This window comes from Microbacterium sp. SMR1, assembly GCF_003289625.1.
Classification (GTDB): Bacteria; Actinomycetota; Actinomycetes; order Actinomycetales; family Microbacteriaceae; genus Microbacterium; species Microbacterium plantarum.
The window spans coordinates 20,679-46,397 of sequence record NZ_QMBN01000001.1 but is presented as its reverse complement, the minus strand read 5'-3'; the positions used below and the strand labels follow the sequence as shown (position 1 = coordinate 46,397).

27 protein-coding genes are annotated in these 25,719 nt (G+C 71.3%); 12 read left to right on the top strand and 15 right to left on the bottom strand.

All coding sequences use genetic code 11. The features are described 5' to 3' along the window. The 10 genes from DO944_RS00240 to DO944_RS00195 all read right to left on the bottom strand — a co-directional run bounded on the left by DO944_RS00240 (nt 1) and on the right by DO944_RS00195 (nt 8,235). Nucleotides 1-732, bottom strand: a complete 732-nt coding sequence (locus tag DO944_RS00240; RefSeq protein WP_112613591.1) for a sulfurtransferase — start codon at nt 730-732, stop codon at nt 1-3. A 125-nt stretch (nt 733-857) separates the two neighbouring features. After that, nucleotides 858-1,706 carry an aldo/keto reductase gene (locus DO944_RS00235; RefSeq protein ID WP_112613589.1) on the bottom strand — a complete coding sequence of 283 codons (849 nt, stop codon included), beginning with the start codon at nt 1,704-1,706 and terminating at the stop codon, nt 858-860. A 74-nt stretch (nt 1,707-1,780) separates the two neighbouring features. Then, nucleotides 1,781-2,278, bottom strand: coding sequence for a GNAT family N-acetyltransferase (locus tag DO944_RS00230; protein WP_112613587.1), 498 nt, complete (start codon nt 2,276-2,278; stop codon nt 1,781-1,783). A 21-nt stretch (nt 2,279-2,299) separates the two neighbouring features. Next, nucleotides 2,300-3,157: a siderophore-interacting protein gene (locus tag DO944_RS00225; RefSeq protein WP_112613585.1), complete on the bottom strand. Its 858-nt coding sequence runs from the start codon at nt 3,155-3,157 to the stop codon at nt 2,300-2,302. Continuing rightward, nucleotides 3,154-3,987, bottom strand: coding sequence for an ABC transporter ATP-binding protein (locus DO944_RS00220; protein WP_112613583.1), 834 nt, complete (start codon nt 3,985-3,987; stop codon nt 3,154-3,156). Before DO944_RS00220 ends, DO944_RS00225 begins: the two co-directional genes overlap by 4 nt. Further along, entirely contained in the window at nt 3,980-5,020 is a 1,041-nt protein-coding gene (locus DO944_RS00215) for an iron chelate uptake ABC transporter family permease subunit (protein WP_258524519.1), read from the bottom strand. The genes DO944_RS00220 and DO944_RS00215 overlap by 8 nt, the downstream gene beginning before the upstream one ends. Further along, nucleotides 5,017-6,018: an iron ABC transporter permease gene (locus tag DO944_RS00210; RefSeq protein WP_112613579.1), complete on the bottom strand. Its 1,002-nt coding sequence runs from the start codon at nt 6,016-6,018 to the stop codon at nt 5,017-5,019. The genes DO944_RS00215 and DO944_RS00210 overlap by 4 nt, the downstream gene beginning before the upstream one ends. Beyond that, on the bottom strand, nt 6,015-6,947 hold the full coding sequence (locus DO944_RS00205; RefSeq protein ID WP_112613577.1) for an iron-siderophore ABC transporter substrate-binding protein: 933 nt from the start codon (nt 6,945-6,947) through the stop codon (nt 6,015-6,017). The genes DO944_RS00210 and DO944_RS00205 overlap by 4 nt, the downstream gene beginning before the upstream one ends. Nucleotides 6,948-7,014: 67 nt before the next feature. Next, nucleotides 7,015-7,662 carry an NAD(P)H-binding protein gene (locus tag DO944_RS00200; RefSeq protein WP_112613575.1) on the bottom strand — a complete coding sequence of 216 codons (648 nt, stop codon included), beginning with the start codon at nt 7,660-7,662 and terminating at the stop codon, nt 7,015-7,017. Between the two features lie 63 nt (nt 7,663-7,725). After that, complete coding sequence (locus DO944_RS00195; RefSeq protein ID WP_023951957.1) at nt 7,726-8,235, bottom strand: bifunctional nuclease family protein; 510 nt, start codon at nt 8,233-8,235, stop codon at nt 7,726-7,728. A gap of 76 nt (nt 8,236-8,311) precedes the next feature. Between DO944_RS00195 and DO944_RS00190 the strand changes: the two genes are divergently transcribed. The 7 genes from DO944_RS00190 (at nt 8,312) to DO944_RS00160 (ending at nt 14,075) form a co-directional block, all read left to right on the top strand. Continuing rightward, on the top strand, nt 8,312-9,349 hold the full coding sequence (locus tag DO944_RS00190) for an LLM class flavin-dependent oxidoreductase (protein WP_112613573.1): 1,038 nt from the start codon (nt 8,312-8,314) through the stop codon (nt 9,347-9,349). Continuing rightward, a complete protein-coding gene (locus tag DO944_RS00185) occupies nt 9,346-10,128 on the top strand; it encodes an alpha/beta fold hydrolase (RefSeq protein WP_112613571.1) in 783 nt (260 codons plus the stop codon). Before DO944_RS00190 ends, DO944_RS00185 begins: the two co-directional genes overlap by 4 nt. A gap of 39 nt (nt 10,129-10,167) precedes the next feature. Beyond that, complete coding sequence (locus DO944_RS00180) at nt 10,168-10,758, top strand: GNAT family N-acetyltransferase (protein WP_396651999.1); 591 nt, start codon at nt 10,168-10,170, stop codon at nt 10,756-10,758. A gap of 111 nt (nt 10,759-10,869) precedes the next feature. Next, complete coding sequence (locus tag DO944_RS00175; protein WP_071918393.1) at nt 10,870-11,667, top strand: alpha/beta fold hydrolase; 798 nt, start codon at nt 10,870-10,872, stop codon at nt 11,665-11,667. A gap of 220 nt (nt 11,668-11,887) precedes the next feature. Next, on the top strand, nt 11,888-12,169 hold the full coding sequence (locus DO944_RS00170; protein WP_094262115.1) for a GlsB/YeaQ/YmgE family stress response membrane protein: 282 nt from the start codon (nt 11,888-11,890) through the stop codon (nt 12,167-12,169). 152 nt (nt 12,170-12,321) lie between these two features. Further along, nucleotides 12,322-13,272: an aldo/keto reductase gene (locus DO944_RS00165; RefSeq protein ID WP_112613569.1), complete on the top strand. Its 951-nt coding sequence runs from the start codon at nt 12,322-12,324 to the stop codon at nt 13,270-13,272. Nucleotides 13,273-13,448: 176 nt separating this feature from the next. After that, a complete protein-coding gene (locus DO944_RS00160; protein WP_112613567.1) occupies nt 13,449-14,075 on the top strand; it encodes a metalloregulator ArsR/SmtB family transcription factor in 627 nt (208 codons plus the stop codon). Between the two features lie 36 nt (nt 14,076-14,111). Here DO944_RS00160 and DO944_RS00155 read toward each other — a convergent pair whose 3' ends face one another. Further along, nucleotides 14,112-14,678: a TetR/AcrR family transcriptional regulator gene (locus DO944_RS00155; protein ID WP_112613565.1), complete on the bottom strand. Its 567-nt coding sequence runs from the start codon at nt 14,676-14,678 to the stop codon at nt 14,112-14,114. Between the two features lie 23 nt (nt 14,679-14,701). On the opposite strand from DO944_RS00155, the gene DO944_RS00150 reads away from it, so the two are divergent. After that, nucleotides 14,702-15,880, top strand: a complete 1,179-nt coding sequence (locus tag DO944_RS00150; RefSeq protein ID WP_181574109.1) for an MFS transporter — start codon at nt 14,702-14,704, stop codon at nt 15,878-15,880. A 14-nt stretch (nt 15,881-15,894) separates the two neighbouring features. On the opposite strand, the gene moaA is transcribed toward DO944_RS00150, so the two are convergent. Further along, a complete protein-coding gene (gene moaA, locus DO944_RS00145; protein WP_112613561.1) occupies nt 15,895-16,905 on the bottom strand; it encodes a GTP 3',8-cyclase MoaA in 1,011 nt (336 codons plus the stop codon). A 197-nt stretch (nt 16,906-17,102) separates the two neighbouring features. Between moaA and DO944_RS00140 the strand changes: the two genes are divergently transcribed. From DO944_RS00140 to cydC, 4 genes are all read left to right on the top strand, one after another. Next, nucleotides 17,103-18,530 carry a cytochrome ubiquinol oxidase subunit I gene (locus DO944_RS00140; RefSeq protein WP_112613559.1) on the top strand — a complete coding sequence of 476 codons (1,428 nt, stop codon included), beginning with the start codon at nt 17,103-17,105 and terminating at the stop codon, nt 18,528-18,530. A 10-nt stretch (nt 18,531-18,540) separates the two neighbouring features. Further along, on the top strand, nt 18,541-19,572 hold the full coding sequence (gene cydB / locus DO944_RS00135; RefSeq protein WP_112613557.1) for a cytochrome d ubiquinol oxidase subunit II: 1,032 nt from the start codon (nt 18,541-18,543) through the stop codon (nt 19,570-19,572). Between the two features lie 87 nt (nt 19,573-19,659). Beyond that, nucleotides 19,660-21,366, top strand: a complete 1,707-nt coding sequence (gene cydD / locus DO944_RS00130; protein WP_112613555.1) for a thiol reductant ABC exporter subunit CydD — start codon at nt 19,660-19,662, stop codon at nt 21,364-21,366. Continuing rightward, nucleotides 21,363-23,024: a thiol reductant ABC exporter subunit CydC gene (gene cydC, locus DO944_RS00125; RefSeq protein WP_112613553.1), complete on the top strand. Its 1,662-nt coding sequence runs from the start codon at nt 21,363-21,365 to the stop codon at nt 23,022-23,024. The genes cydD and cydC overlap by 4 nt, the downstream gene beginning before the upstream one ends. A 182-nt stretch (nt 23,025-23,206) precedes the next feature. Here cydC and DO944_RS00120 read toward each other — a convergent pair whose 3' ends face one another. From DO944_RS00120 to DO944_RS00110, 3 genes are read right to left on the bottom strand one after another with little or no spacing between them, the layout of a single operon-like run. Next, a complete protein-coding gene (locus DO944_RS00120; protein WP_112613551.1) occupies nt 23,207-23,812 on the bottom strand; it encodes a GNAT family N-acetyltransferase in 606 nt (201 codons plus the stop codon). Between the two features lie 16 nt (nt 23,813-23,828). Further along, nucleotides 23,829-24,908, bottom strand: coding sequence for an ABC transporter ATP-binding protein (locus tag DO944_RS00115; protein WP_112613549.1), 1,080 nt, complete (start codon nt 24,906-24,908; stop codon nt 23,829-23,831). Beyond that, a complete protein-coding gene (locus DO944_RS00110; protein WP_258524518.1) occupies nt 24,905-25,684 on the bottom strand; it encodes an ABC transporter permease in 780 nt (259 codons plus the stop codon). Before DO944_RS00110 ends, DO944_RS00115 begins: the two co-directional genes overlap by 4 nt. Nucleotides 25,685-25,719: the final 35 nt, after the last annotated feature.

Here is a 25,719-nt window from a genome sequence, read left to right as displayed (position 1 = left end):
TCAGCGCCGCGCCGTCAGATCGGGGGCGAGAGCCTCGCGCTCGTCGAAGACGAAGCACTCGCCGTTCCAGTGCGCACCGCCCGCGTGCTCGAAGTAGCCGAGGATCCCGCCCTCGAGCTGGTAGGCGTCGACCCCCTCCTCGCGCAGGACGATCGCAGCTTTCTCGCAGCGGATGCCGCCCGTGCAGAAACTGACGACCGTCTTGCCCTCGAGCTGATCGCGATGCGCGGCCGCAGCATCCGGGAACTGGGTGAACCGCTCGATCCGCCAGTCGACGGCGCCCGCGAAAGTGCCGTAGTCGACCTCGAACGCGTTGCGGGTGTCGAGCAGCACGATCTCGCGGCCGGTGTCGTCATGGCCCTGGTCGAGCCAGCGCCGCAGGTCGTCGGGCGACACGCTGGGCGCGCGTTCGGCGGCGGGGCGGATCGCGGGGCGGTCCATGCGGATGATCTCGCGCTTGACCTTCACCAGCATCCGGCCGAACGGCTGATCGTCGGACCAGCTCTCCTTGGCCGCCAGCGCTGCGAAGCGCTCGTCGGCGCGCAGGTGGTCGAGGAAGCCCCGGACATCGCTCTTGGCGCCGGCGAGGAACAGGTTGATGCCCTCTTCGGCCAAGAGGATCGTGCCCTTGAGCCGCGCGCCCGCGGCACGCTCGCGCAGCCCCTCGCGCAGTGCGGCGGGATCGGCGATGTGCGTGAAGAGGTACGCCGAGACGTTGAGAACGGATGCCACGCCTCCAGCCTACGAAACGCGCGGCCGCACGCGGATCGGGCGCAGTTCCCGACGTCCGCCGCAGAAGAACCTGCGCGGAATGCCGAGAACTGCGCCCGAAGCCGAACCCCCGATCGGGGTCGAGGTCAGTTCACCTCGGAGGGGTGGGCGCTCACGCGGCCCGAGCCGTCGCCCGGATCGAGCGCCGAGATCGCGTCGACCTGCGCCGTGGTGAGCTCGAAGTCGAACAGCGATGCGTTCTCGACCATGCGCTCGCGGCTGACCGTCTTGGGGAAGACGATGAAGCCACGCTGCAGGTGCCAGCGCAGCACGACCTGAGCTGGGCTCTTGCCGTGCGCAGCGGCTGCCTCGGCGACGGGCTCGGCGCCGAACAGGTCGTACTTGCCCTGGCCGAGCGGACCCCACGACTCGATGCGCACGCCCTTGTCGGTCGCCCAGTCGACGACATCCTTCTGCTGGTAGGCCGGGTGCAGCTCGATCTGGTTGACGGCGGGCAGCACACCGGTCTCGGCGTGGATCTTCTCGAGGTGCTCGACGAGGTGGTTCGAGACGCCGATCGAGCGGGTGTGGCCCGCGTCGCGCAGCTCGATGAGCTTCTGCCACGCGTTGACGTAGTTGCCGTTGGCGGGGGCCGGCCAGTGTACGAGGTAGAGGTCGACGTGGTCGAGCCCGAGCTTCTCGAGGCTCTCGGACAGTGCCTTGCGAGGCTCATCGCCGCCCTGGCGGTCGTTCCACAGCTTGGTCGTGATGAACAGCTCGTCACGCGGGATGCCGCTCGCGGCGATGGCGCGGCCGACGCCCTCCTCGTTGCCGTAGATCGCGGCGGTGTCGATGTGGCGGTAGCCCGCCTCGAAGGCCTCGGAGACGAGACGCTCGGTCTCGGCCGGGTCGACCTTGAAGACGCCGTAGCCGAGCTGCGGGATCTCGAAGCCGGAGTTGAGTGACACGTTCGGAACGTGGATCTGATCTGCCATGACTCCACCCTACGAGCGCGCTCCGACCGCGTCGCCGGGATTGACGCGGGGCGCTCCGAGGGGCAAGGCAGCACTCAGCCGGCGAGCGCGTGCAGGGCGTCGCCGGTGAGGCGCTGCGTCGTCCACTCCGACATCGGCTCGGCCCCGATCGAGCGGTAGAACGCGATCGAGGGCGCGTTCCAGTCGAGGACGGTCCACTCCAGCCGCGAGTATCCGCGTTCGACGCAGACCTCGGCGAGCGACGCGATCAGCGCCTTGCCGTAGCCGGTGCCGCGCTGCGATTCGTCGACGAAGAGGTCTTCGAGCCAGATGCCGTGGCGTCCCGTCCAGGTCGAATAGGTCAGGAACCAGATCGCAATGCCCACGATCGCGCCGTCGCGCTCGACCACGTGGCAGAAAGCGCGGGGCTCTGTTCCGAACAGCGTCTCGGTGAGCATCTCGGCGGTGTTCTCGACGGCATCCGGCTCGCGCTCGTAGACGGCGAGGGCATGGATGCAGGCGAGGATGCCGGTCTCGTCACCGGGGCGGGCGGCGCGCAGGACAGCGCCGCCGGTAAGGTCGCGCGGGGTCATCCCGTCAGCGTATCGAGCGCGTCACCCGACAAGCGGGCCGCCGTGCCGCCAGTACCCGAGGAACGAGATGCGCTCCTTCGGGATGCCGACCTCGGTGGTGATCAACCGGCGGATGCCGGTGACGACGCCCGATTCGCCGGCGAGCCACACCGCGAACCCCGGATCGGCGGCCGCGGTGGCGCCGTGCTTCTCGGCCCACGACCGCACAGCGAGGGTGAGGCGGTCGTCGCCGGCGCGGTGCTCGACACGCGTCACGAGCGCCCGACCGGCGAGGGCGTCGGTGACGAGGTCGTCAGCAGCGTCGGCCACGCCCACGATCACGTGCGGCTGCGCCTCTTCCGGCAGCGAGTCGACGATGTTCCGCAGGGCGGGGAAGGCCGTCTCGTCGCCCACGAGGAGGAACCGGCTCGCCTCGCCGGGCGTCCAGTGGATGCCGTATCCCGTCCACCCCATCCGCACGTCGGGTCCCGTGATGACGAGGGGGTCGCCGGGTCGGGCGGCCAGGGCCCATGCCGAGGCGGGCCCGATGGGCTCGTGCAGGAAGAAGTCGACGTCGATCTCCCGCTGGGCGACGCGGATCGCCGACGGCGTATAGGTGCGCAGCACGTTGCGGTCGTCCTCGTCGAGCGCCTTCCACCGCGCATACCAGTCGGAGGGGTGCGGGGTCGGCTCGTCGAGCAGGCCGAACTCGGCGAGGCCCGGGTGCGGGCGCCCCGACATCGGCAACACGATCTTGATGCGCTGGTCGAGGCCCCACGGTGCGAAGTTCGCCAGTGCCTCGCCGCGAAGGGTGATGCGGATGAAGCCGGGGCTGAGCCGGGCCACGGCGGCGACCTCGACGACGAAGGCACTGTAGGCCCAGGGACGCTCGCCGCTCACGGCGTCTCCTCCCCCGTCACAGCCCCGGACCGACGTGCGCGGAGCGGCACGACGAGCGGACCGCCCGTGACCGGATCGTCGACGACGACGTTCGCGAGGCCGAAGACCTCCTCCACCCGCTGGCTCGTGATCACCTCCGCCGGTGGTCCCTCCGCGAGGATGCGCCCGTCGCGCATCGCGACGATGCGGCTCGCATACCGGGCGGCATGGTTCAGATCGTGGAGCACCGCGACGATCGTCCGGCCCCGCTCGTTCAGCTCGGCGAAGAGCTCCATCAGCTCGACCTGGTGGGCCACGTCGAGGAACGTCGTCGGCTCGTCGAGCAGCAGCAGGTCGGTCTGCTGTGCCAGGACCATCGCGACCCACACCCGCTGCCGCTGGCCACCCGACAATGCCTCGACGGGGCGCGAGGCGAGCTGCGTCGTGCCGGTCGCCGCCAGCGCCTCGTCGACAGCCGCGTCGTCGGCGGCGGACCACTGCCGGAACACGGTCTGGTACGGGTAGCGCCCGCGTCCGACCAGCTCGCGCACCGTGATGCCCTCCGGGGCGATCGCCGACTGCGGCAGCAGGCCCAGCCGCCGAGCGACCTCCTTCGCGGACATCTCCGTGATCGCGCGGCCGTCGAGCACGATGCTCCCCGCGCGCGGGGCGAGCAGACGCGACAGGCCGCGCAGAAGCGTGGACTTGCCGCAGGCGTTGGGACCGATGATGACGGTGAACGACCCGGGCTCGATCCGCACCGACAGATCGCGGACGATATCCGCACCGTCGTAGGCGAGGGTCACGGACTCGGCGGCGAGCGATGTCGCCGGGGGGAACGGGTCAGGCACGGCGGCGGACCTCCAGCACGATCATGAGGACGAGGTAGGCGCCGCCGAGCGAGACGGTGACGACGCCGACGGGAAGCGGTGCGGGCAGCAGATGCTGCGCGATGAGGTCGGAGGCGATCAGCAGCACGGCCCCCATGAGGGCCGAGAGCCCGAGCGACAGGTGGGGCGTGCGCGCGATGAGGCGCGCCACCTGCGGCGCAGCCAGAGCGATGAAGGCGATCGGACCGCCGACGGTCGTCGCCGCCGCGACCAGCACGACCCCGACCAGCAGTGCGAGCGTACGGACGAGATGCGGCCGGGCGCCTGTCGCCGCCGCGAGGTCGTCGCCGAGCTCGAGCTGACGCAGCCGCGGCACGAGCGCGAAGGATGCCACAACGAACGGCGCTGCGCACGCCAGTGCGCCGGCCACCGCCGGAGCCGTGACGCCGTTGAGACTGCCTGCGCCCCAGGCGGAGGCGAACATCGCCGTCTCGAGCTCGATCTGCAGCAGCATCCAGGTGTTGAGCGACGCGAGCATCGCCGAGACGCCGATGCCGACGACGATGAGGCGGAACCCCTGCAGGCCGCCGCGCCAGGCGAGCGCCCAGATCGCCACGGCGGTGGCGAGGGCACCGATCAACGAGCCGCCCACGAGCACCGGCCAGCTCGACGACACCAGGACCAGCGCGGCGAGCATGCCCGTGAAGGCACCGCTCGAAAGCCCCAGGATGTCGGGACTCGCCAGCGGATTGCGCGTGACGGTCTGGAACAGCGACCCGGCGATCCCGAGGATCGCCCCCACCCCGAGCGCCGCCACTGCCCGTGGCAGCCGCCATTCGCGGACCACGGTCTGCACGAGCGCATCGTCACCCGCGCCCGCCAGCGCCGCGACGACATCGCCCGGCGCGACGGGGAAGGTGCCGGCGCCGAGGGCGACGACCAGCAGCACCGCCGCGACGACGAGGGCAGCGATCCCGACGACCACGCTGCGCAGGCGCAGCACCACGTGCAGGCCGCCGACCCGCGGGCTCAGCATCCGCGGCCCGCCGCTCACAGGGCGCTCGCCCGGCGTCGGCGCGCGAGCGCGATGAGGATGGGAGCCCCGACGAACGCCGTGACGATGCCGACCGGCAGTTCCGCGGGCGCGATGAGCACGCGCCCCACGACATCCGCCGCCAGCACGACGACGGGTGCCAGCAGTGCGCTGACGGCGAGGATCACCCGATGATCGGCACCGAACAGCCAGCGGGCGATGTGCGGCACCATGAGCCCGACGAACGAGATCGGTCCCGCGAGTGCTGTCGCCGCACCCGCGAGGAGGGTGACGGCGACGATGACGCCGATCCGGATGCCGGCGAGGTTGGCCCCCTGCGCGCGAGCCACGTCGTCGCCCAGCGCGACGGCGTTGAGTCCCGCGCCGAGAACGAGGGCGAGCACGAGCCCGACGGCGATGAAGGGAGCGACCGCCACGATCGTGTCCCAGCCGCGACCCAGCAGCGACCCGGCGTTCCAGCTGCGCATCGCGTCGAACGCATTGGGGTCGCTCAGCACGATGCCCGTCGTGATGCCCGACAGCACCGCGCCGAGGGCGACGCCCGCGAGCGTGAGCCGGATCGGGCCCGCGGCCCCGCGTCCGCCCGAACCGATCAGGTAGACGGCGACCGTGACGACGAGCGCGCCGACGAACGCGAACCAGACCGCTCCGGACGTCGCGCGGACGCCGAAGACCGCCATTCCGAGCGCGACCGCGAGAGCGGCGCCGGCGTTGACTCCGAGGATGCCGGGATCAGCGAGCGGATTACGCGTGAAGGCCTGCATCAACGCTCCGGCGACGCCGAGGGCAGCACCCGCGATAAGCCCCACGACCGTCCGCGGAACGCGGAGCTCGGCGACGACGAACGTCGCCTCGGGCGAGCCCTTGCCGCGCAGCACCGCGACGACGGTGTCGAGAGAGAGCGGATTCGCCCCGACGGCGAGGGATACCGCGACGACGAGCACCAGGGCCAGGGCGATCGCGGCGCCCGCCGCGGCGCGTCCGGCTCTCGAGGTCACCGCCCGTCGAGGAAGCGCTCGATGTCGGTCAGCACGCTCTGAGCGCCGCGGGGGCCGACGCCGGCCACCCAGGTGCTCGTGTCGACGAGGGTCACCGTCGGGAAGGCATCCGCGTTCTGGGTGATCGCTGCCGGAACCGCCGAGGCGTCGGTCGTGTCGGATGCCGTGACGAACACCGCGTCGGCGCGGGCGCCGAGGATGTTCTCGGGAGAGATGTCGGCCTGCAGGCCGTCGGCCCAGTCGTGCTCGGGCGTCGCGTAGCCGACGCACTCGAGCAGGCTGCCCGCGAACGACACGGGTCCGTACAGACTGAGCGTCGTCTCGTCGCGCGGCCGGATGACCTGTGCCGTCTTGCCCGCGAGGTCGTGGGCAGCCCCGATCTCGGCGCAGCGGTCGTCGACGGCGGCGATCTGCGCGGCGACCTCGTCCTCGCGTCCGAGCGCCTGGCCGATCAGCTCGGCGTTGTCACGCCACGGATCGGCCTGCGTCGCGATGAAGACCGTCGGAGCGATCGCCGACAGCTGGTCGTACAGCTTCGAGTGGCGCGCCTCGGTTCCGAGGATGAGGTCGGGCTTGAGTGCGGCGATCGCCTCGAGGTCGGGCTCGGGCACCGTGCCGACCGGTTCGACTCCGTCGACCTCGAGGTACGCCGGGATTCCCGCGACGTTGCTCGCGACCGCGGCCCCCACCGGCGTGATGCCGACGGAGACCGCGGTGTCGAGTTCGAGGGGCTCGAGGGTCACGACGCGCTGGGGCTGCTCGGGGACCTCGGTGACGCCGCGGGCATGCTCGACGGCGCGAGGGGCGACGCTGGCCTCCGAAGAGGTGTCGGCCGCGGAGGGCTGCGCCGCGCATCCGGCGACGACGAGGGCCGCGGCGGCCGAGATGGCGACGGCGCTCAGGGCGCGCCGAACAGGACGAGACAGCATGTGGGGCCTTTCCTCGGGTCGATCTCGCGGCGAGCGCGATGAGGCAAGGCAACCCTAACAAAGACGGTCAGTCGGCTGTGAGCGCCGCCTCGATCGGGGTGTCGCCACCCGTGAACTCGATCATGCGCCCGACGGTCGCGGGCTCGGCGAGGACGGCTGCGATGACCGCCGCGACATCGCCGCGGGGAACGGACTCCTTGCCCGAGCCGCCCACCGTGATCTTGCCGGTCGGCTCGTCGAGCGTCAGGCCGCTCGGCGCGACGATCGTCCAGTCCAGCCCGCTCTCGCGCAGGTGCGCGTCGGCCTCCGCCTTCGCCTCGGCGTAGGCGTAGAAGGAGTCGTCCTCGGGCACGCCGTGATCCGGCCCCGCGCCGAAGTACGACACCATGACGTAGCGGCGCACGCCGGCTGCCGCGGCGGCGTCGATCGAGCGGATGGCCGCGTCGCGGTCGACGGCCCAGGTTCGGGCGGCATCCCCTCCTCCGGCTCCGGCAGCCCAGACGACCGCGTCGTTGCCGCTGAGCAGGTTCGTCAGCTGGTCGACGTCGAACGACTCGACGTCGGCGACGAGCGGCGTGGCACCGGTCGCGGCGACGTCGGCCTCGTGATCGCGGTTGCGGATGACGGCGGTGACGGTGTCACCGCGCTCGGCGAGGATCGGCTCCAGGCGCAGCGCGACCTTGCCGTGGCCTCCGATGATCAGGATGCGGGACATGGGTGTTCCTTTCGTCGGGGGGTGTGGATCGGATGCGGCTGCGCCGGCTCTTCGGCCGGCGCGTCAGCCGCGGAAATCGTCGGGATCGATGTCGTCGAGGAACTCGCGGAACTCCGCGACGCGCTGCTCGGCCGCCTCGGGAGTCTCGGCCCCCTCCGGCGCTTCGCTCACGGTGTCGGGGATGCCCGCCTCGGCGAGCACGTCGTCGGCGACGAAGATCGGCGCCCCGGCACGCGAAGCGAGCGCGATCGCGTCGGAGGGGCGGGCATCGACCACCCGCGATCCGGTGAGGGCCGTGACCGTCACCTCGGCGTAGAAGGTGCCGTCGTCGATGCGGGTGACCTCGACACGATCGACGGTCGCGTCGGTCGCGTCGAGCAGGCGGATCATGAGGTCGTGCGCGAGGGGACGCGGGGGCGAGACCCCTTCGACCGCGACGAGGATCGACGTCGCCTCCTGCGAACCGATCCAGACCGGCAGCACCCGATCCGACAGCGCGTCGACGGGCTTGAGCAGGATGACGTGCTGCTGAGCGGGATCGAGCGCGACCCCGAGAACGCGGACCTGGACCATGACACCTCCCGGGGTCGGTTTCGCCCAGCCTATGCACGGGGGAATGCGAACGGGGCCACGGGCGTTGCGGGTTGACATGCAGCGTTTCGGCACTCTCTCGTTCGGTCACTACGGTCCCCTGGGCGGCGGTCGCGAGCTCACCGCCGGTGATTCGCTGCGTCAGGCCATCGACCTCGCGCAGGGAATGGACGACCTCGGCGCCGTGGGCGCCTACTTCCGCGTGCACCACTTCGCACGACAGCAGGCGTCGCCGATGCCGCTGCTGGCCGCGATCGCCGCGACGACGAAGAACATCGAGATCGGCACCGGCGTCATCGACATGCGGTACGAGAACCCGCTCTACCTCGCCGAGGAGGCCGCGGCCGTCGACCTGATCTCCGACGGGCGACTCGCGCTCGGCGTGAGCCGCGGGTCACCCGAGACCGTCGTCCGCGGGTACGAGGCGTTCGGGTACACCGGCTCGCAGGATCCCCGCGGCGCCGACATCGCACGCGAGCACTTCGACACCTTCCTCCGCGCCATCGAGGGCGAAGGACTCGCCGAGCGCGACCCGAACAGTCCCTTCGGCGGTGGGAACGGGATGCAGCGGATCGAGCCCCACTCCTCCGGGCTCCGCTCCCGCATCTGGTGGGGCGCCGGCACGACCGACACCGCTGAGTGGGCCGGACGCAAGGGTGTGCATCTGATGTCGTCGACGCTCCTCACCGAGGCGGACGGTACGCCGTTCGACATCCTGCAGGCCCGACAGCTCGATGCGTTCCGCGCCGCGTGGCGCGAAGCCGGGCATCCCGGTGAGCCCCGCACGTCGGTCAGCCGATCGGTCTTCCCGATCACGACCGCCGAAGACGAGCTGTACTTCGGCGGCAGCAACGACCAGGACGGCATCGGCTACATCGACGGCATGCGCTCGACCTTCGGCAAGACCTACGCCGCGGCGCCCGACGTGCTCGTCGAGCAGTTGATGCAGGATGCCGCGGTCATGAGCGCCGACACCCTCATGCTGACGATCCCCTCGCAGCTGGGCGTCGAGTTCAACCTGCGCATCGTCGAGTCGTTCGCGAAGTACGTCGCTCCCGCCCTCGGCTGGAAGTCGGGCGCTCTGCAGCCGCGATGATCGCGGCGGAACACGGCTCGGGCGTCCCGCTCATCGCGGTGCACGGGTTCGGAGTCGATCACCGCATCTTGCTTCCCTTGGAGGACTGGGTAGCCGATCGCCCATGGCGGCGCATCTATCTCGATCTGCCCTGGGCGGAGGGCGCGACCGATCAGGGTGTCAGCACGCCTCGGGAGGTCGCCGACGCTGTCCGCGACGAGGTTGAAACCATCGCCGCGGGCGGGCCCTTCGCCATCGTCGGCAACTCGTTCGGCGCGATGGTCGCCCGTCACGTGGCGCATGCGCTTCGGCCTCAGTGCCGCGGGCTGGCGACCCTCGCCGGCGTGTTCGAGCTCGACCATGACAAGAGGCGACTGCCTCCGCGCGAGATCGTCATGGCGAACGAGTCCGTGCTCTCCCGAGCGGGTTCGTTTCGGGACGACTTCGCGGAGATGGCGGTGCTGCAGACCGCCGAAGCGCTGACCGCGTTCGAGAGGTTCGTGCTGCCCGGCATCCGGGGAGCCGACACGGAGGTCCTCGACCGGATCACCTCGTCGTACTCGGCTGGATACGCTCCCGAACGCACCGACCTCCCGTTCACGGCGCCGAGCCTGCACGTCTTCGGGCGTCAAGACCACGTCGTCGGTTTCGAGGACGGGCTCGGTACCGCCGGCCATTACGTCCGCGGCACCTTCGTCGTCGTCGACGGGGCGGGACACAACGTCCATCTCGAGCACCCGGACGCTGTCGCCCCGCTCGTTCGCGACTGGCTTCTGCGAGCGGAACACCACGCCCTCTGACTGCAGGCGCTCGCCCCCCGTCCGACTAGCGTGGATGGGGTGCACGATGAAGAGACACACAGCCTCGCGACTTCCCGGACCGCCCCTCGGGTGGACACCATCGAGCTCGTCCGTATCGACCCGGCGGGAGCCGACCGCGAGGAACTGATCGCGTTCATGACCGGCGAGGTGTTCCCGTTCCACGTCGGAATCCGACCGACGCGCGCTCAGGTCGAGGAGGGCATCGCCGCGGGGCTCTTCCGCGACGACGACAACGACTCGTTCTGGATCGACCATGTCGAACACGGCCGCATCGGATTCTTCCGCCTCGAGGAGATCAGCGACGGCGCACCGCTGTTCGATCTCCGGCTGGCGTCGGTGTGGCGGGGCCGCGGCCTCGCGAAAGACGTGCTGGCGACGGCGGCAGACCACGTTTTCACGACCATGCCCGAGGTCGACCGCTTCGAGGGGCAGACCCGCGAGGACAATCGCGCGATGCGCCGCGTCTTCGACCAGTGCGGCTGGGTGCAGGAGGCCTACTACCGCGAGGGGTGGCCCGTCGAGGGTTCCGAGCCGCTGGGGTCGGTGGCGTACAGCATCCTCCGCCGCGACTGGGAGACCGGCGAGGTCACGCCCCTGCGCTGGTCTTAGCTCGCGCCGAGTACGCACCATCGCGCCGAGAACGCACCGTGCGGGGTATGTTCTCGCGGCAACGGTGCGTTCTCGGTGATGCGCAGGGCGCCGCACTCGGACAATGGACGGATGACGCAACGCCGCCGCACGATCATCCACCGCGGCGGCGTCTCGCTCGCGGTGACCGAGGCCGGAGGGACCGGCCCTGCGGTCCTCCTGCTGCACGGGCTGGCAGGCAGCTCGCGCGAGCTCATGCCCACGGCGGATGCGCTCACCGGCGGGCACCGGGTGCTCCTGCTCGACCAGCGCGGTCACGGCCGCAGCACGCGGCGACCCGACGACCTCTCCCGCGACGCCTTCGTTGCGGATGTCGTCGCCGTGCTCGAGCGGTTCGCGCCGGGTGAGCGAGTGGCACTGGTCGGGCAGTCGATGGGCGCGCACACCGCGTTGCTCACCGCGAGCCGGCATCCCGACCTGGTCAGTCGGCTGATCCTGCTGGAGGGGCATCCGGCCGGGAGCACCGATCCACAGGATGCCGCCGACCTCGGCGCCTTCTTCGCCTCGTGGCCGATCCCATTCGCCGATGCGGCCGCCGCGCGGGCCTTCCTCGGTGACTCGCCGCTCACCGAGGCCTGGGTCGCGGACCTTGAGCAGACGCCCTCGGGGTTGCGGCCCCGCTTCGACGCCGACGTCATGCAGGCCGTGATCGCCGCGGTGCACGAACCACGGTGGGCGGAGTGGGAGGACCTCGCGGTGCCGACGACGGCGGTGTTCGCCCATCGCGGCATGTTCTCCCCCGAGCAGCAGGCCGAGCTCGCCGCGCGGCGCCCGGGCACCCGCATCCTGCCGCTCCCCGACGGCAGCCACGACGCGCACCTCGATGCGTTCCCGTCGTGGCTCGCCGCGCTCCGGGACGCACTCGCCTGACGGATCCCGTGCGAGAACGCACCATCGCGCCGAAAGCACACCGTCGCGGGTGCGTTCTCGCCGCGACGGTGCGTGCTCGCGGCTCGCACGGGCCCGCAAGAGTACAACCACGGCGGGAGTGGGCGAAAGAGCCGCGGTGATCCCGACCGCGCAGTCATAACCTGTCGTCCGCCCCGGGTGCCCGACCGGCGCCTGTTCCTGCACAGAAAGAAGAAGCACCATGCTCTGGACGATCCTCGGCCTCATCCTCGTCGGACTGATCGCCGGCTTCATCGCACGCGCCGTCATCCCCGGCAAGCAGAACATCGGCATCCTGATGACCATCGTGCTCGGCATCGTCGGCTCGTTCGTCGGCGGATTCCTCGGATTCCTCATCTTCAACCACAGCCCCGAGGGCGGCTTCCTGCAGCCCTCCGGCATCATCGGCTCGATCATCGGCGCCATCATCGTGCTCGGCATCTACGTCGCCGTCACGCGCCGCGGCTCGACCCGCACGCGCTGACACCGCCGCGCACGCGCACCGCGCCAACTCCTCAGATTCGGCGACCCCTCCCCTGGCGGGGGCTCGGCACCGCATGGCGGGTCGGATTCTGAGGAGTTGGCCCGTCGTCGTTGGACCGGAATACGAACTCGCCCCCACACCTTGAACCCAACATGAGCACGATCGGAAACAGCGACCTCTCCGTCTTCCCCCTCGCCCTCGGCGGCAATGTCTTCGGCTGGACCGCCGACCGCGACGCGTCGTTCGCGATCCTCGACGCTTTCGTCGAGGGAGGCGGCAACTTCGTCGACACCGCCGATTCCTACAGCGCCTGGGCGCCCGGCCACAGCGGCGGCGAGAGCGAGACGATCATCGGCGAATGGCTCGCCGCGCGCAGCCGCCCCGAGGTCGTCGTGGCGACCAAGGTCAGCCAGCATCCCGACTTCCGCGGCCTGTCCGCCTCGAACGTCCGCGCCGCCGCGGAGGCATCGCTGAGGCGCCTGGGCGTCGACGCGATCGACCTCTACTACGCCCACTTCGACGACGAGGAGACCCCTCTCGAAGAGACGGTCGGCGCGTTCGGCCAGCTCGTCGCCGACGGCCTCGTCCGCCACATCGCCGTGTCGAACTACACCGCCGAGCGCATCGAGGAGTGGCTGCGCATCGCCGATGAGACCGGCGTCGCCCGCCCCGTCGCCATCCAGCCCCACTACAACCTCGTGCACCGCAACGAGGTCGAAGACACGATCGTGCCGATCGCCGAGCGCGAGAACCTCAGCCTCATCCCCTACTTCGCTCTGGCGAAGGGCTTCCTGACCGGCAAGTACCGGTCGACAGACGCCTCGGCTCACAACACCCCGCGCGCCGAGGGCGCCGCCGTGTACGCGACGCCGCAGGGCCTGCAGATCATCGACACGCTCGAGCGCATCGGCGCTGCACACGACGTGTCGATCGCCTCGGCCGCTCTCGCGTGGCTGCGCTCGCAGCCGACCGTCGTCGCGCCGATCGCGAGCGCCTCGCGCCTCGAGCAGGTGCAGGGCCTGCTCGACGGCGGACGCGTCGAGCTCACGGCCGACGAGATCGCCGAGCTGACCCGCGTCTCGACGTGGAGCCCGGAGGCCTGACCCGCGGCATCCGCAACTCGGAGAATTACGCGAACCTCGGAGTCCTGCGCACGCAGGCTCCGAGGTTCGTCATTTTCTCCGAGGTTTGCGTGTCGAAACCACCGTCGGCGCGAGCAAACGCACAAATTTCCCGGTGTGGTAGGACCACAGGCGGTTTTCCGTGTTTAATGAGTCCTATGAGCACCGCGACCGTCGGATACAGCGCCATCTCGAGCTACTCCCGCGTGGAGATCCTGCACCTCATCCAGGAGCAGCCCCGCCGGACGATCCTCGAGCTCCAGGAGGCCACCGACCTGCACCCCAACACCATCCGCGAGCACCTGGCACGCCTGATCTCCGACGGCTTCATCGTCGCCGAGAAGGAGCACCGCACCACCCGCGGCCGCCCCCGCGTGCTCTACAGCGCCGCTGACGGCGACGCGACCCGGAGCGCCATCCAGCGCCGCAAGGTGCGGGATGCCGCGCAGCGCGGCGACCTCATGCGACGCGTCCTGACCCTCGACGTGCCGGACGTGCTCGAGACCCGCGCCCTGCACCAGATCGACGCCCTCGTCGAGGAGCTCGAGGACGAGGGCTTCGACCCGATCATCGACGACGCCGCGCTGACCGTCGACCTCACCCCGTGCGCCCACGCGACGGCGCAGGCGGATCACCGCGAGGTGCTGTGCAGCGTGCACTTGAGCCTGTTGCAGGGTGTGCTCACCGAGGCGGGCGGACCGCTCGCCGTCGATGGCATGCGCTCCTCGTGCGACCCGTCGGTGTGCATCATCCAGCTGCTGCACGCAGCGACCACCCACGACTGACCCCGATCGGGCTGGGCACGGCACCCGAGCCCGGCGTCAGACCCCGGCGGCCGCGATCAGGAGCGCCGCCGTCGAGCGCGCGAGCGCGGTGTCGTGATCGCGGTCGCGCAGCCGCATCGCGAGGTCTCCGCTGACGACGAGAAGCAGCCGCTCGGCAAGCTCGTCCGCGGCGGCGCCCGCGACGGGACGCGCGAGCGCCGTCAGCCGCGCCCGCATGCCCTCGGTGTCGGCGCGGACAGCGGATGCCACCTCCGGCGGCGGGTCGGCATACTCCGCGGCCGCCCCGAGGAAGGCGCACCAGCGCGACCCGCGTGGCTCGTCGCGGAACGCCGCCAGCGCGTCGAACACCGCCAGCAGGCGCTCCACGTCGTCGGCGCTGCGCGCCACAGCGGCATCCCACGTCTCCAGCCACACCTGCTGCCGCCGCTCGAGCGCCCCCGCGAGCACCGCCTCTTTGCTGGGGAAGCCGCGGTAGAGCGTCGCCGCCGACACGCCAGCACGCGCGATCACCGCATCGATCGGCGTCGCGGCGATGCCCTGCGTGAAGAAGAGGTCCTCGGCAGCGTCGAGGATGCGTTCCTCCGTGCGCGGCCGCATTCCCATGCCAGCACTCTATGCTCGGTAAAGTGAAACGGTCGTTTTTGTTTTGGCGGTGGGCCCTCGTCGCTTCGGGTGTCGCGCTCATCGCGGCGACCTACGGCCTCGTGCGCCTCGCCTTCGGACTCCATCTGCCCGATATGAGCGACGACCTCGGGATAGACACCGGCGCGGCCGGCCTCATCTCGGCGGCGGGCTCGATCTCGTACGCGGTCGCCGCGGTGATCGGGTTCCTCGCCGCCGAGCGCCATCCCCGGCTCCTCGTGATCGCAGCGACCCTCACCGCAGGCGGCGGCGCCGTCGGGATCGCCGTGGCGACGGATGCCGCGACCTGCGCCCCCGCGGCGGCGATCGCCTCGGCCGGGGCCGGGCTCGCCTCCCCCGCCCTCGTGCGCCTGGTCGCTCGCACCTTCGCCGAGCATGAGTCGAGCACGCCGCAGGCGATCGTCAACGCGGGAACCGGCCCGGGGCTCGTGGCCGCCGGCGCGACCGCCCTGGCCCTCACCCCCGACTGGCGCATGTGCTGGATGATCGCGGCCGTCGCCACCGCGGTGGCGGGGATCGCCCTCCTCATCACCGACCGCCCGCGCGAAAACGCACCGGTCGACACGCGCGCGAACCGGCCCGCCATCCTTCCGCGGCGCGAATGGTGGGCGGCGCATCGGTCCGCGGTCGCGGCATCCGTCCTCCTCGGGGTCGGCGCGTCCGCGATCTGGAACTACGGCCGTACCGTCCTGGTCGAGGCGGGAGCATCGGAGGCGCAGTCGGTGACGTCCTGGATCCTGCTCGGATGCGGGGGCGCCGCCGTCATCGTCACGTCGCGGCTTCTGCGCGGGCTGCAGCCGCGCGCCCTCTGGCTGATCGGCGCGAGCCTCATCAGCGTGTCGACGCTGGCGATCGGCGCTGCCCCCGCCCAGGGCACGCTCTCCGCCGCAGCGTGCGCCGTGTTCGGGTGGGCGTACGTCACGGCGTCGGGGGCCCTCATCGGATGGACGACGCAGATCGATGCTGCCCACGCGGCAGCCGGCACAGCCCTGCTGTTCGTGACCTTCATGGTCGGCCAGGCGCTCGGAGCGGCGGTTCTCGGCGCCCTGCTCCCCCTCGTCGGGCCCGCGACCGGGTTCGCCGCCGCGGCCGCTCTGGGCATCGCCGGCGGCGCGAGCCTGATCGCACCGGCCCGCCGCGAGGCGACCGCATCCCGCGTCTGAGCCTCGACCTCGGCCTAGCCGCCGATGGCGTTCATGCCGCGCGCGGGCTGCAGGAAGGCGGGGTCGTCGATCGCGTGACCGGCCTTCTTACCCGCGATGCAGTTGCGCAGCACCTGATCGATCCGGTCGGCACGGCCCTCGGGCGTCATCTCCGAGCGGAGAACCGGGAGCAGGTCGTACTCGTCGATCGAGAAGAGGCAGTTGCGCAGCTGACCGTCGGCTGTCAGCCGCATCCGGTCGCACGCACCGCAGAACGGCGCCGTCACCGACGCGATGACGCCGACCGTGTGCGGGCCGCCGTCGAGGCGCCATCGCTCGGCGGGCGCACCGCCACGCCCGGGGACGGGCTCGAGACTCCAGCGCGCGGACAGCGCCTCGAGGATCTCCTCGCGGGTGACCATGGTGGATCGGTCCCACGTATGCCCGGCATCGAGCGGCATCTGCTCGATGAACCGCATCTGGGCGTCGTGCTCGACCGCGAAGGCCACGAGGTCGGCGAGCTCGTCGTCATTGACGCCGCGCATGGCCACCGCATTGATCTTCAAGGGGCGGAGCCCGGATGCCTGCGCGGCGCGCACGCCGTCGAGCACGTCGTCGAGACGGTCGCGACGCGTGAGGTTGCGGAACCGTTCACGGTCGAGGGTGTCGAGCGAGATGTTCAGGCGAGCCAGCCCGGCGGCGACGAGGTCGGGCAGCACCTGAGGCAGCCGGATGCCGTTGGTGGTCATGGCGATCTCGATCGGGCCGTCGGATGACTCGATCGCCGCGAGCCGCCGCACGATCTCGACGAGGTCCGTCCGCAGCAGCGGCTCGCCGCCCGTGAGCCGGAAGGTCGTGATGCCCGCCGCAGCTGCGACGGTGGCGATCTCGACGATCTCGTCGAGGGTGAGGATGCTCTGCCGAGCGAGCCACTCGTTGCCCTGCTCGGGCATGCAGTACGTGCAGCGCAGCGAGCAGCGGTCGGTCAGCGATATGCGCAGGTCGCGGTGGACCCGGGCGAATCTGTCGACGAGCGGCTCCCCCATGGGTCGAGCGTAAGCGGCTCCGGTGCACCCGGGGGTCGATCCCGCCCGATCGGCCCGCGCCGGCTGTGGTCTGACAGCACCTTGATAAGTGGTCAGACCACGCGTAGCATTATTCCCGGCCGCCCCTGAGACCGGGGAAAACCACACTCGATACCTTCAGCCTGTCGAAACCTTCGCCTCCCGAAAGGCACCTCCCGATGGACTTCCTCGATCCGCTCCTGCTGGCCCGCTGGCAGTTCGGTCTGACGACGCTTTACCACTACCTCTTCGTGCCGCTGACCCTCGGGATGGCTCTCGTCGTGGCGATCTTCCAGTCGGTGTGGCACCGCACCGGCAACGTGAAGTGGCTGCACCTGACGCGCCTGTTCGGCAAGATCTTCCTCATCAACTTCGCGATGGGCGTCGTCACGGGCATCGTGCAGGAGTTCCAGTTCGGCATGAACTGGTCGGCCTACTCGCGTTTCGTCGGCGACATCTTCGGCGCACCGCTGGCCTTCGAAGGCCTCCTCGCCTTCTTCTTCGAGGCGACCTTCATCGGCCTGTGGATCTTCGGCTGGGACAAGCTCCCGAAGGCGCTTCACCTGTTCTCCATCTGGATGGTCGTGCTGGGCTCGACCCTGTCGGCCTACTTCATCCTCGCGGCCAACGCGTTCATGCAGAACCCGGTGGGGTACCAGATGGCCGCCGACGGCGGCCGCGCCGAGCTCATCGACTTCGGGGCGGTCCTCACCAACCCGATCGTGCTGGCCGCCTTCCCGCACACGATCTTCGCCGCGTGGATGTTCGCCGCCGCCGTGGTCATCGCGGTCGCCGCCTGGCACCTCTCCCGCGCGCAGCACATCGAGACGATGCGTCCCGCGCTCCGCTTCGGCATGTGGGGCATGATCGTCTCGTTCGTCGGCGTCGCCCTGTCGGGCGATCAGCTGAGCCTCGTGATGGTGGCGACGCAGCCCATGAAGATGGCCGCGGCCGAAGCCATGTTCAACAGTGCGTGCGGCGCGGATGCATCCTTCTCGATCTTCTCCATCGGAACGCCCGATGGCACCGAGGAGATCTGGTCGCTGCGCGTGCCGTACCTGCTGTCGTTCCTCTCGACCCACAGCTTCGACGGGTGCGTCGAAGGCCTCAACGACCTGCAGGCCCAGTACACCGAGACCTTCGGTGCGGGCGTCGACTACCGCCCGATCGTCTGGGTCACCTACTGGTCGTTCCGCTGGATGATCGGCCTCGGGGGTGTCGCCACCCTCATCTCGGTCGCCGGCCTCTGGCTGACCCGCAAGAAGGCTCAGCGTCCCGTGGCCCGCTGGATGTGGAAGGTCGCGATCTGGTCCGCTCCCCTCCCCCTCCTCGGCAGCCTCGTCGGCTGGGTCTTCACCGAGATGGGCCGCCAGCCCTGGATCGTGTTCAGCCTGATGCTGACCGAGGACGGCGTCTCACCGAACGTCCCCGGCTGGACGGTCCTGATCTCGCTGATCGCGTTCACCGCGGTCTACGCCTCGCTCGCCGTCGTCGAGTTCGGCCTCATCCGCAAGGCCGCACAGAAGGGCCCCGACCCGCTGCCCGAGCCGGGCTCGCCCGAAGCCGAGAACCCCTCGGCGTCCCACACGCAGACCACCGTCTACTGAGGAGCACGACATGGATCTCGCATACGTCTGGTTCTTCATCGTCGGAGTCCTGTTCGTGGGCTACTTCGTCCTCGACGGGTTCGACTTCGGTGTCGGGATGTCGCTGCCCTTCCTCGGCAAGGACAACGTCTCACGGCGCCAGATCATCAACACGATCGGTCCGGTCTGGGACCTCAACGAGACCTGGGTCATCGTCGCGGGCGCGTGCCTCTTCGCGGCCTTCCCGGAGTGGTACGCGACCCTCTTCAGCGGGTTCTACCTGCCACTGCTGCTGATCCTCATCGCCCTGATCCTGCGCGGGGTCTCGTTCGAGTACCGCCACCAGCGCGATGATGCCACCTGGCGCAAGCGCTTCGACCTCATGATCGTCGTGGGCTCGGCGCTCCCCGCCTTCCTCTGGGGCGTCGCGGTCGCCAACATCGTCCAGGGCGTGCCGATCGACGCCGACAAGGAGTTCACCGGCACCCTGTTCACGCTGCTGAACCCCTACGGCCTGCTCGGCGGGGTCGTGACGCTCCTGCTGTTCTTCACGCACGGCGTCTACTTCGTCGCTCTCAAGACCGACGGTGACGTCCGCGAGCAGGCCCGCCGGCTCGCGACGAAGTCGGGACTGCTGACCCTCGTCGCGGCGGCCGTCTTCCTCGCCTGGACCGTGCTGTCGGCCATGGGGGCCCAGGCGCCGCTGCTGCCGCTGGTGTTCGTGACGGCCACCGTCGCCGCGGTCATGCTGATCGGGGCCATTCTCGCCAACGCGACCGGGCGTGAGGGTTGGGCCTTCGCGGGAGGTGCGGGAACCGTGATGTTCGCCGTCCTGACGCTGTGGCTCTCGCTCTTCCCGAACGTCATGCCGTCGTCGACGGATCCCGCATGGAACCTCACGATCGAGAACGCGTCGTCGACGGATTACACGCTGACGATCATGACCTGGGCGGCCGTGATCTTCCTGCCCCTCGTGCTCCTCTACCAGGGCTGGACGTACTGGGTCTTCCGCAAGCGCGTGACCCGGGCACGCATCGAAGAGGCCGAGCTCGTCACCCACTGACCGAGTGACGGGATGCCTCGGATCCGCGCGATCGCGCCGGACCCGAGGCATCCCGGTCCCGGGGTAAGGCAGGATCGAAGGGTGAGCATGGACGACCCCGAGGCGCCCGCGCGCTCGAGCGGACGACCCGTCGATCCGCGGCTGCTGCGCTACGCCCGCACCTCGCGCCTCTTCTTCGTCGCGATCGGCGTGATCGGGCTCGCCCAGACCGCCGTCGTCGTCGGGTTCGCCTGGCTGACCACGCAAGCGATCGTCGGAGCCATCGGCGGGATGCCGGTAGCCGACCTCATGCGCGTCCTCGCCGCCCTCGCCGCCGTCGTCGCCGCGCGCGCCGGGCTCCTCTGGCTGCGCGAGGCCGTCTCTGCTCGCGCCGCCGCCCGGGTGCGCAGCGAGCTGCGCGGCGGGCTCACCTCGGCCGTCGGACGCCTCGGCCCCGGCTGGCTCGCGAACCGCAACTCTGCTCAGCTCGCGGTGACCGCGGGCCGCGGCCTCGACGCGCTCGACGCCTACTTCGGCCGCTACCTGCCGCAACTCGTCCTGACGGTCATCGCGACCCCGGTGCTCATCGCCGTCATCTGGTGGAGCGACTGGATCTCGGGCGTGACGGTCCTGCTCACGATGCCGTTGATCCCGCTGTTCATGGTGCTGATCGGACTCGCCACCCGCGCGGTGCAACGCGCGCAGTGGCAGACCCTCCGCCAGCTCGCAGCCCGCTTCGCCGACACCGTCCGCGGACTCTCGACCCTCACGGTGTTCGGCCGGCAACACCGCGCCGCGTCATCGATCGAACGGGTGACCGAGAACTACCGCATCGAGACGATGCGCGTGCTGCGGGTGTCGTTCCTGTCGGGCTTCGCGCTGGAGTTCCTCGCGTCGATCTCCGTCGCGATCGTGGCGGTGTCGATCGGCTTCCGGCTCATCGACGGCTCGCTCGCCCTGTCTGTCGGACTCTTCGTGCTGCTGCTGGCCCCCGAGGCCTACCTTCCGCTTCGTCAGGTCGGGGTCCAGTTCCACGCAGCCGCAGAGGGCGTCGCGGCCACCGACGACGTCTTCGAGGTGCTCGACGCGGCGCGCGCGCTGCCGCCGCAGGATGCCGCGAGCTCAGCGTCGACGACGGATGCCGCGACGAGCGTCGCGGCGGAGCGCGGCATCCTCCGCGCCCGTGAGCTCCGGGTGCGGCGCGGCGATTCGCTGCTTGCACCCGTGTCGTTCACGGCGAGGCCGGGCACGATCACGCTCCTGTCGGGGCCAAGCGGAGCGGGCAAGTCGAGCGTCTTCGCCGCACTGCGCGGCATCGCCCCGTTCGAAGGGGAGCTGACCCTCGACGACGAGCAGGTTCCGCCGCCGGCGTCGTGGCTCGCCTGGGCCGGACAGGACGCGGGGCTGATCGCCGGCACCGTCGCCGAGAACGTCACGCTCGGCGCTTCGACAGACCGCGTCGCCGGGCCCGCGGGTGAGCGCGCGGTCGTCCGCGCGCTCACGGCCGCCGGCGCCGCTGACCTCGACCCGGCGCTCGAGCTCGGCGTGCGCGGCGCGGGCCTCTCCGGCGGGCAGGCGCAGCGCGTCGCGGTCGCCCGGGCTCTCTTCCGGCACGTGAACAGCGGTGCGCCGGTGGTCGCGCTCGACGAGCCGAGCGCCGCACTCGACGCCGAGACCGAGGCCGCGCTCTGGCAGAGCCTCCGCCGTGTCGCTGACGACGGCGCGACTGTCCTGCTCGTCTCGCACCGGGAGTCTGCCCGGTCGATCGCCGACGTCCTCGTCGACGTACGACCCCGATCGGAGGTGACGGCATGACCACGACGTCCGAGGTGCTCCGCGGTGCGATGCCCCCGCCGCGACGGTTCTGGCGCGCCCTCGCGACCGGGTTCGCCACGGAGGCCTCGGCCGTCGCGCTCCTCGCGTGCAGCGCGTGGCTCATCGTCCGTGCGAGCGAGCAGCCCGCGGTGATGTACGTGATGGCGGCCGTCGTCGGGGTGCGGGCGTTCGCGATCTCGCGTGCCGTCTTCCGCTACCTCGAACGCCTGACGTCGCACGATGCGGCGCTGCGTCAGCTCGCAACGACGCGGACCGACCTCGTCCGACGCCTGATCCCGCTCGCACCCGACGGGCTCGGCCGCATCCGCCGCGGATCCGCGCTCTCCGCCCTCGTCGACGACGTCGACGACCTGCAGAACCTGCCGCTGCGAGTGGTGGAGCCGCTCGTGGCCTCGGCCACGGTCGCCCTCGCCGCCGTCGTCTTCGTCGCGACCGTCTCGTGGCCGGCCGGGCTCACCCTGCTCGGCTGCCTCGTCGTCGCCGCGGCGGCGGCCACCGGCTGGGGCTGGGTCGCGGGTGCTCGCGCGGAGCGCACGATCGCCCCGCTCCGCGCCCGGCTCGCCGACGCCGTCGCCGACCATCTCGGAAGCCTCGACGTGCTGCTGGCGTACGGGGCCGAAGAGCAGAGCCGTCGCCGTGTCGAGGCAGCGGACGCCGACCTCAGACGTGCGGTCGTCCGCCGCGCCGGTGCGCAGGCCGGAAGCGCGGCCATCGTCTCGCTCGCCGCGGGCGCCGCATCGATCCTCGCCGTCATCGTCACCGCCCCGGATGTCACCGCCCTCGGCGGTCCGTGGCTGGCCGTCGCCGTCCTCGTGCCGATGGCCGTGTTCGAGGTCTTCCAGACGGTTCCGCTCGCAGCGGCATCCTGGCGTCAGGTGCACGCGTCGGCGGAACGGATCGCCGAGACCGTGCCCGGCGACATCCCGTCGGGACTCGTTGCGAGCAGCGTCGCTCCCACGGGCGTCGCGCCCGCGCTCGGCGACGGACTCCACCTGCGCGACGTGTCGGTGACGTGGCCCGGAGCAGATCGGCCGGCCCTCGCGGGCGTCGACCTGGACGTCCGCCCGGGTGAACGCCTGCTCGTCGTCGGGTCGAGCGGTGCGGGCAAGTCGACGCTCGCGCATGCCCTCGTGCGCTTCCTCGACGTCGACGGGAGCTACCGGATCGGGCGCACTGACGTACAAGGTCTCTCTCCCGACGACGTGCGGCTGACAGTGGGACTGTGCGAGCAGCAGCCGATGCTCTTCGACGAGGACATCCGCCAGAACCTCCTGTTCGCCCGCGACACCGCGACCGACGCCGAGCTGGAGGCCGTGCTCGAACGCGTCGGCCTGGGCGGCTGGCTGCGCGAGCGCGGCGGTCTCGACGCTCGCGTCGGCGAGCACGGCGCCCTCGTCTCCGGCGGCCAGGCGCAGCGCATCGCGCTCGCTCGTGCGCTGCTGCACGGCTTCCCCGTGCTCGTGCTCGACGAGCCGACGGCCGGGGTCGACCCTGCGGCATCCGACGCGCTGATGCGCGATCTGCTCTCGGCCGTCGACGAGGAGCGCGCCGTCGTGCTCATCTCGCACGTCCGAGTGCCGGGCTCGCTCGTCGACCGCACGGTCCGCATCTCCGACGGGCGCCTGCTCACCGGCTGACGCCCTCAACCCGAGGTCCCACTACGGCCGGGAAACCAGCCGGTAAACCCGGCCCAAGTGGGACTTCGCTCGCCGTGGCCCGCCGCGACCGCCCCTGCGCAACCCGAGGTCCCAGTTGGGCCGGAAATCCAGCCGGCAAACCCAGCCCAACTGGGACCTCGGCGGCGCCGCCCGACCGGGCCTCAGCGGTCGAGGTCGATGCCGAACGCCTGCGCGCCGGGCGAGGAGGGCAGGCGCTCGAACCCCAGGCGGTCGTAGAAGGCGAGCGCCCCGTCGTTGGCCGCCGACGCGACCAGGTGCAGACGGATGACGCCCGACGTGCGGAGCTGCTCCGACACCCGGTCGATCAGCCGTCGCCCCCACCCCTGCCCCTGGGCCGCGGGCAGCAGGTCGATGTGCAGGTGCGCGCGATGGGTCGCGGCGAGCGGCTCGGCTCCGGGGCGTCGACCGTAGGCGTATCGCAGCGTCCCCGCCTGCCGCGAGGTGTCATCGGGCGAGGGCTCGGGCCAGCGGTCGGCGAACCGCGGCCACCACTCGCCGCGGAACCACTCCTCGAAGGCATCGGTGTCCGGCGTCGCGACGACGTAGCCGATCGCCCGGTCGTCGTCATCGGCCACGACGAAGGCGAAGTCGGGATGCCGCTCGGCGTAGGGCAGCACGAAGATCGCTCCCCAGATGTCGTCGTCGTCGAAGAGTCCGGTGGCATCGGAGCCGTGGTCGGCGGTCCGCAGACAGATCTCGCTCAGCGCGGCGTCATCGCCGGGCCGGACGGCGCGCATGTGGGGCATTCCCCCATCGTGCCACTCAGTCCCATGTGATCGCGGCGGTCGGCAGGGAGAGCTGCACGAGGCTGCGCGCGCCGAGGTCCGCGGCCAGATCCACCGGGATGTCGACCGCCGCCGGCGGATCGGCGACGATCACCCGGACTCCGCCGACAGTGGGCTCGAGCCGAACGACGCGAGCCCGCCACACGACGCGGTCGTCGTCCGACGGCGCAGCCCCCGACCGCGCGAGCCCGTCGCCGGCCGCGACCCCCTCGAGCCGGACGTCGCTCGGGCGGAACAGAGCGGCAGCGGCACCACCGTCCGCGCCGGGCCGGGGCACCGCGAGGGTGCCGGCCTGCCAGACCGCGTCATCGCCCTGGCCGACCACGTTGCCGACGACTCGGTTCACTCCCGCGATGGCAGCACCGAACGCCGTTGCGGGGGTCCGCAGCACCTCTCGGACGGCGCCGCTCTGGGTCACGAGTCCCGCTTCGAGCACCACCAGCCGATCGGCCACCGCCGCCGCATCGAGGGCGTCGTGGCTGACGATCACGGCCGTCGCCCCGGCAGCCCGCAGCTGTTCGCCGAGCATCGCCCGCAGTGACGCGGCCGTCGCCGGATCGAGCGCCGTGAACGGCTCGTCGAGCAGGATGACGCGGGGCCGCGCCGCGAGCGCGCGGGCGAGGGCGACGCGCTGCTGCTGCCCCCCGGAGAGCTCTCGGGGATGCCGGCCGCCGACCCCGGCGAGCCCGACCCGCTCGAGCCATTCGTCGGCGATGAGGCGCGCCCGACGTGCCGGCTCTTTGCGAGAGCGGAGCCCGAAGGCCACGTTCTCGCGCGCCGAGAGGTGCGGGAAGAGGCCGGGGTCCTGACGCAGCATCACGATGCCGCGGTGCTGCGGCGCCACGCGCCGGCGGGGGCTCGCGACCTCATCGTCGCCGACGCGGATCGATCCCGCGTCGAGCGGCACGAGGCCCGCGATCGCCTCGAGCACCGTCGTCTTCCCCGCGCCGCTCGGCCCCATGACCGCGACGACCTCCCCCGGTTCGGCGACGAGGTCGACGGTCACGGTGAGGCCGGGCCGCTGCACCCGGACGCGTGCCGTGAGCCGGGCACTCATCGGGCACCGCCCGGCCGCCAGGCCCGCACGAGCAGAAGCGCGGCGATCGCCGTGATGAGCAGGAGGAGCGACAGTGCCACAGCCGTGCCCTGCGACACCCCGGCACCGTTGAACGCCGTGTAGATCGCCAGCGGCATCGTCTGCGTGACGCCGGGCGCGTTGCCGGCGAACAGTGCGGTGGCGCCGAACTCGCCGAGGGCGCGGGCGAAGCACAGCACGGTCCCTGCGATGAGCCCGGGCGCTGCGAGCGGCAGGGTGACCCGGAACAGGATGCGCCACCGTCCCGCCCCGAGCGCGGCGGCGGTCTGCTCGTACCCGACTCCCGTGGCGCGAAGTGCGCCCTCGAGCGCGAGCACGAGGAAGGGCAGAGCGACGAAAGTCTGCGCGATCACGACAGCCACGGTGGTGAACGGGACGCGGATGCCGGCTTCGCCGAGCATCGCGCCCAGCCAGCCGGTCCGCCCGAACAGGAACAGCAGGGCGACGCCGCCGACCATGGGGGGCAGCACGAGCGGGACCGTCACGATGGCTCGCAGCACCGCCGCACCGCGGGCGCCTGCCCGGGCGATCGTCAGGGCGAGCGGAACGCCGAGCACGATGCACGCAGCGGTGGCCGCGAGCGCGGTCTGCAGCGAGAGCGCGAGCGCCGCGCCGGCCTCGGGCGACGTGACGTCGGTCCACACTGTCGTGGGGTCGACGCGGCCCACCAGGGCGGCCAGCGGGACCACGAGCAGCGCGAGCCCGACGACCGCCGGCACGAGAAGGACGCGCGGCACATACCCCGGCGCGCTGCGGCGCGTCGTCCGGTGAC

Coding starts and splice junctions, on each gene's coding strand:
- DO944_RS00235 (WP_112613589.1), bottom strand. CDS start 1,706: ATGGCAGATCAGATCCACGTTCCGAACGTGTCACTCAACTCCGGCTTC.
- DO944_RS00230 (WP_112613587.1), bottom strand. CDS start 2,278: ATGACCCCGCGCGACCTTACCGGCGGCGCTGTCCTGCGCGCCGCCCGC.
- DO944_RS00205 (WP_112613577.1), bottom strand. CDS start 6,947: ATGCTGTCTCGTCCTGTTCGGCGCGCCCTGAGCGCCGTCGCCATCTCG.
- DO944_RS00200 (WP_112613575.1), bottom strand. CDS start 7,662: ATGTCCCGCATCCTGATCATCGGAGGCCACGGCAAGGTCGCGCTGCGC.
- DO944_RS00195 (WP_023951957.1), bottom strand. CDS start 8,235: ATGGTCCAGGTCCGCGTTCTCGGGGTCGCGCTCGATCCCGCTCAGCAG.
- DO944_RS00190 (WP_112613573.1), top strand. CDS start 8,312: ATGCAGCGTTTCGGCACTCTCTCGTTCGGTCACTACGGTCCCCTGGGC.
- DO944_RS00185 (WP_112613571.1), top strand. CDS start 9,346: ATGATCGCGGCGGAACACGGCTCGGGCGTCCCGCTCATCGCGGTGCAC.
- DO944_RS00175 (WP_071918393.1), top strand. CDS start 10,870: ATGACGCAACGCCGCCGCACGATCATCCACCGCGGCGGCGTCTCGCTC.
- DO944_RS00170 (WP_094262115.1), top strand. CDS start 11,888: ATGCTCTGGACGATCCTCGGCCTCATCCTCGTCGGACTGATCGCCGGC.
- DO944_RS00165 (WP_112613569.1), top strand. CDS start 12,322: ATGAGCACGATCGGAAACAGCGACCTCTCCGTCTTCCCCCTCGCCCTC.
- DO944_RS00160 (WP_112613567.1), top strand. CDS start 13,449: ATGAGCACCGCGACCGTCGGATACAGCGCCATCTCGAGCTACTCCCGC.
- DO944_RS00155 (WP_112613565.1), bottom strand. CDS start 14,678: ATGGGAATGCGGCCGCGCACGGAGGAACGCATCCTCGACGCTGCCGAG.
- moaA (WP_112613561.1), bottom strand. CDS start 16,905: ATGGGGGAGCCGCTCGTCGACAGATTCGCCCGGGTCCACCGCGACCTG.
- DO944_RS00140 (WP_112613559.1), top strand. CDS start 17,103: ATGGACTTCCTCGATCCGCTCCTGCTGGCCCGCTGGCAGTTCGGTCTG.
- cydB (WP_112613557.1), top strand. CDS start 18,541: ATGGATCTCGCATACGTCTGGTTCTTCATCGTCGGAGTCCTGTTCGTG.
- cydD (WP_112613555.1), top strand. CDS start 19,660: ATGGACGACCCCGAGGCGCCCGCGCGCTCGAGCGGACGACCCGTCGAT.
- cydC (WP_112613553.1), top strand. CDS start 21,363: ATGACCACGACGTCCGAGGTGCTCCGCGGTGCGATGCCCCCGCCGCGA.
- DO944_RS00120 (WP_112613551.1), bottom strand. CDS start 23,812: ATGCCCCACATGCGCGCCGTCCGGCCCGGCGATGACGCCGCGCTGAGC.
- DO944_RS00115 (WP_112613549.1), bottom strand. CDS start 24,908: ATGAGTGCCCGGCTCACGGCACGCGTCCGGGTGCAGCGGCCCGGCCTC.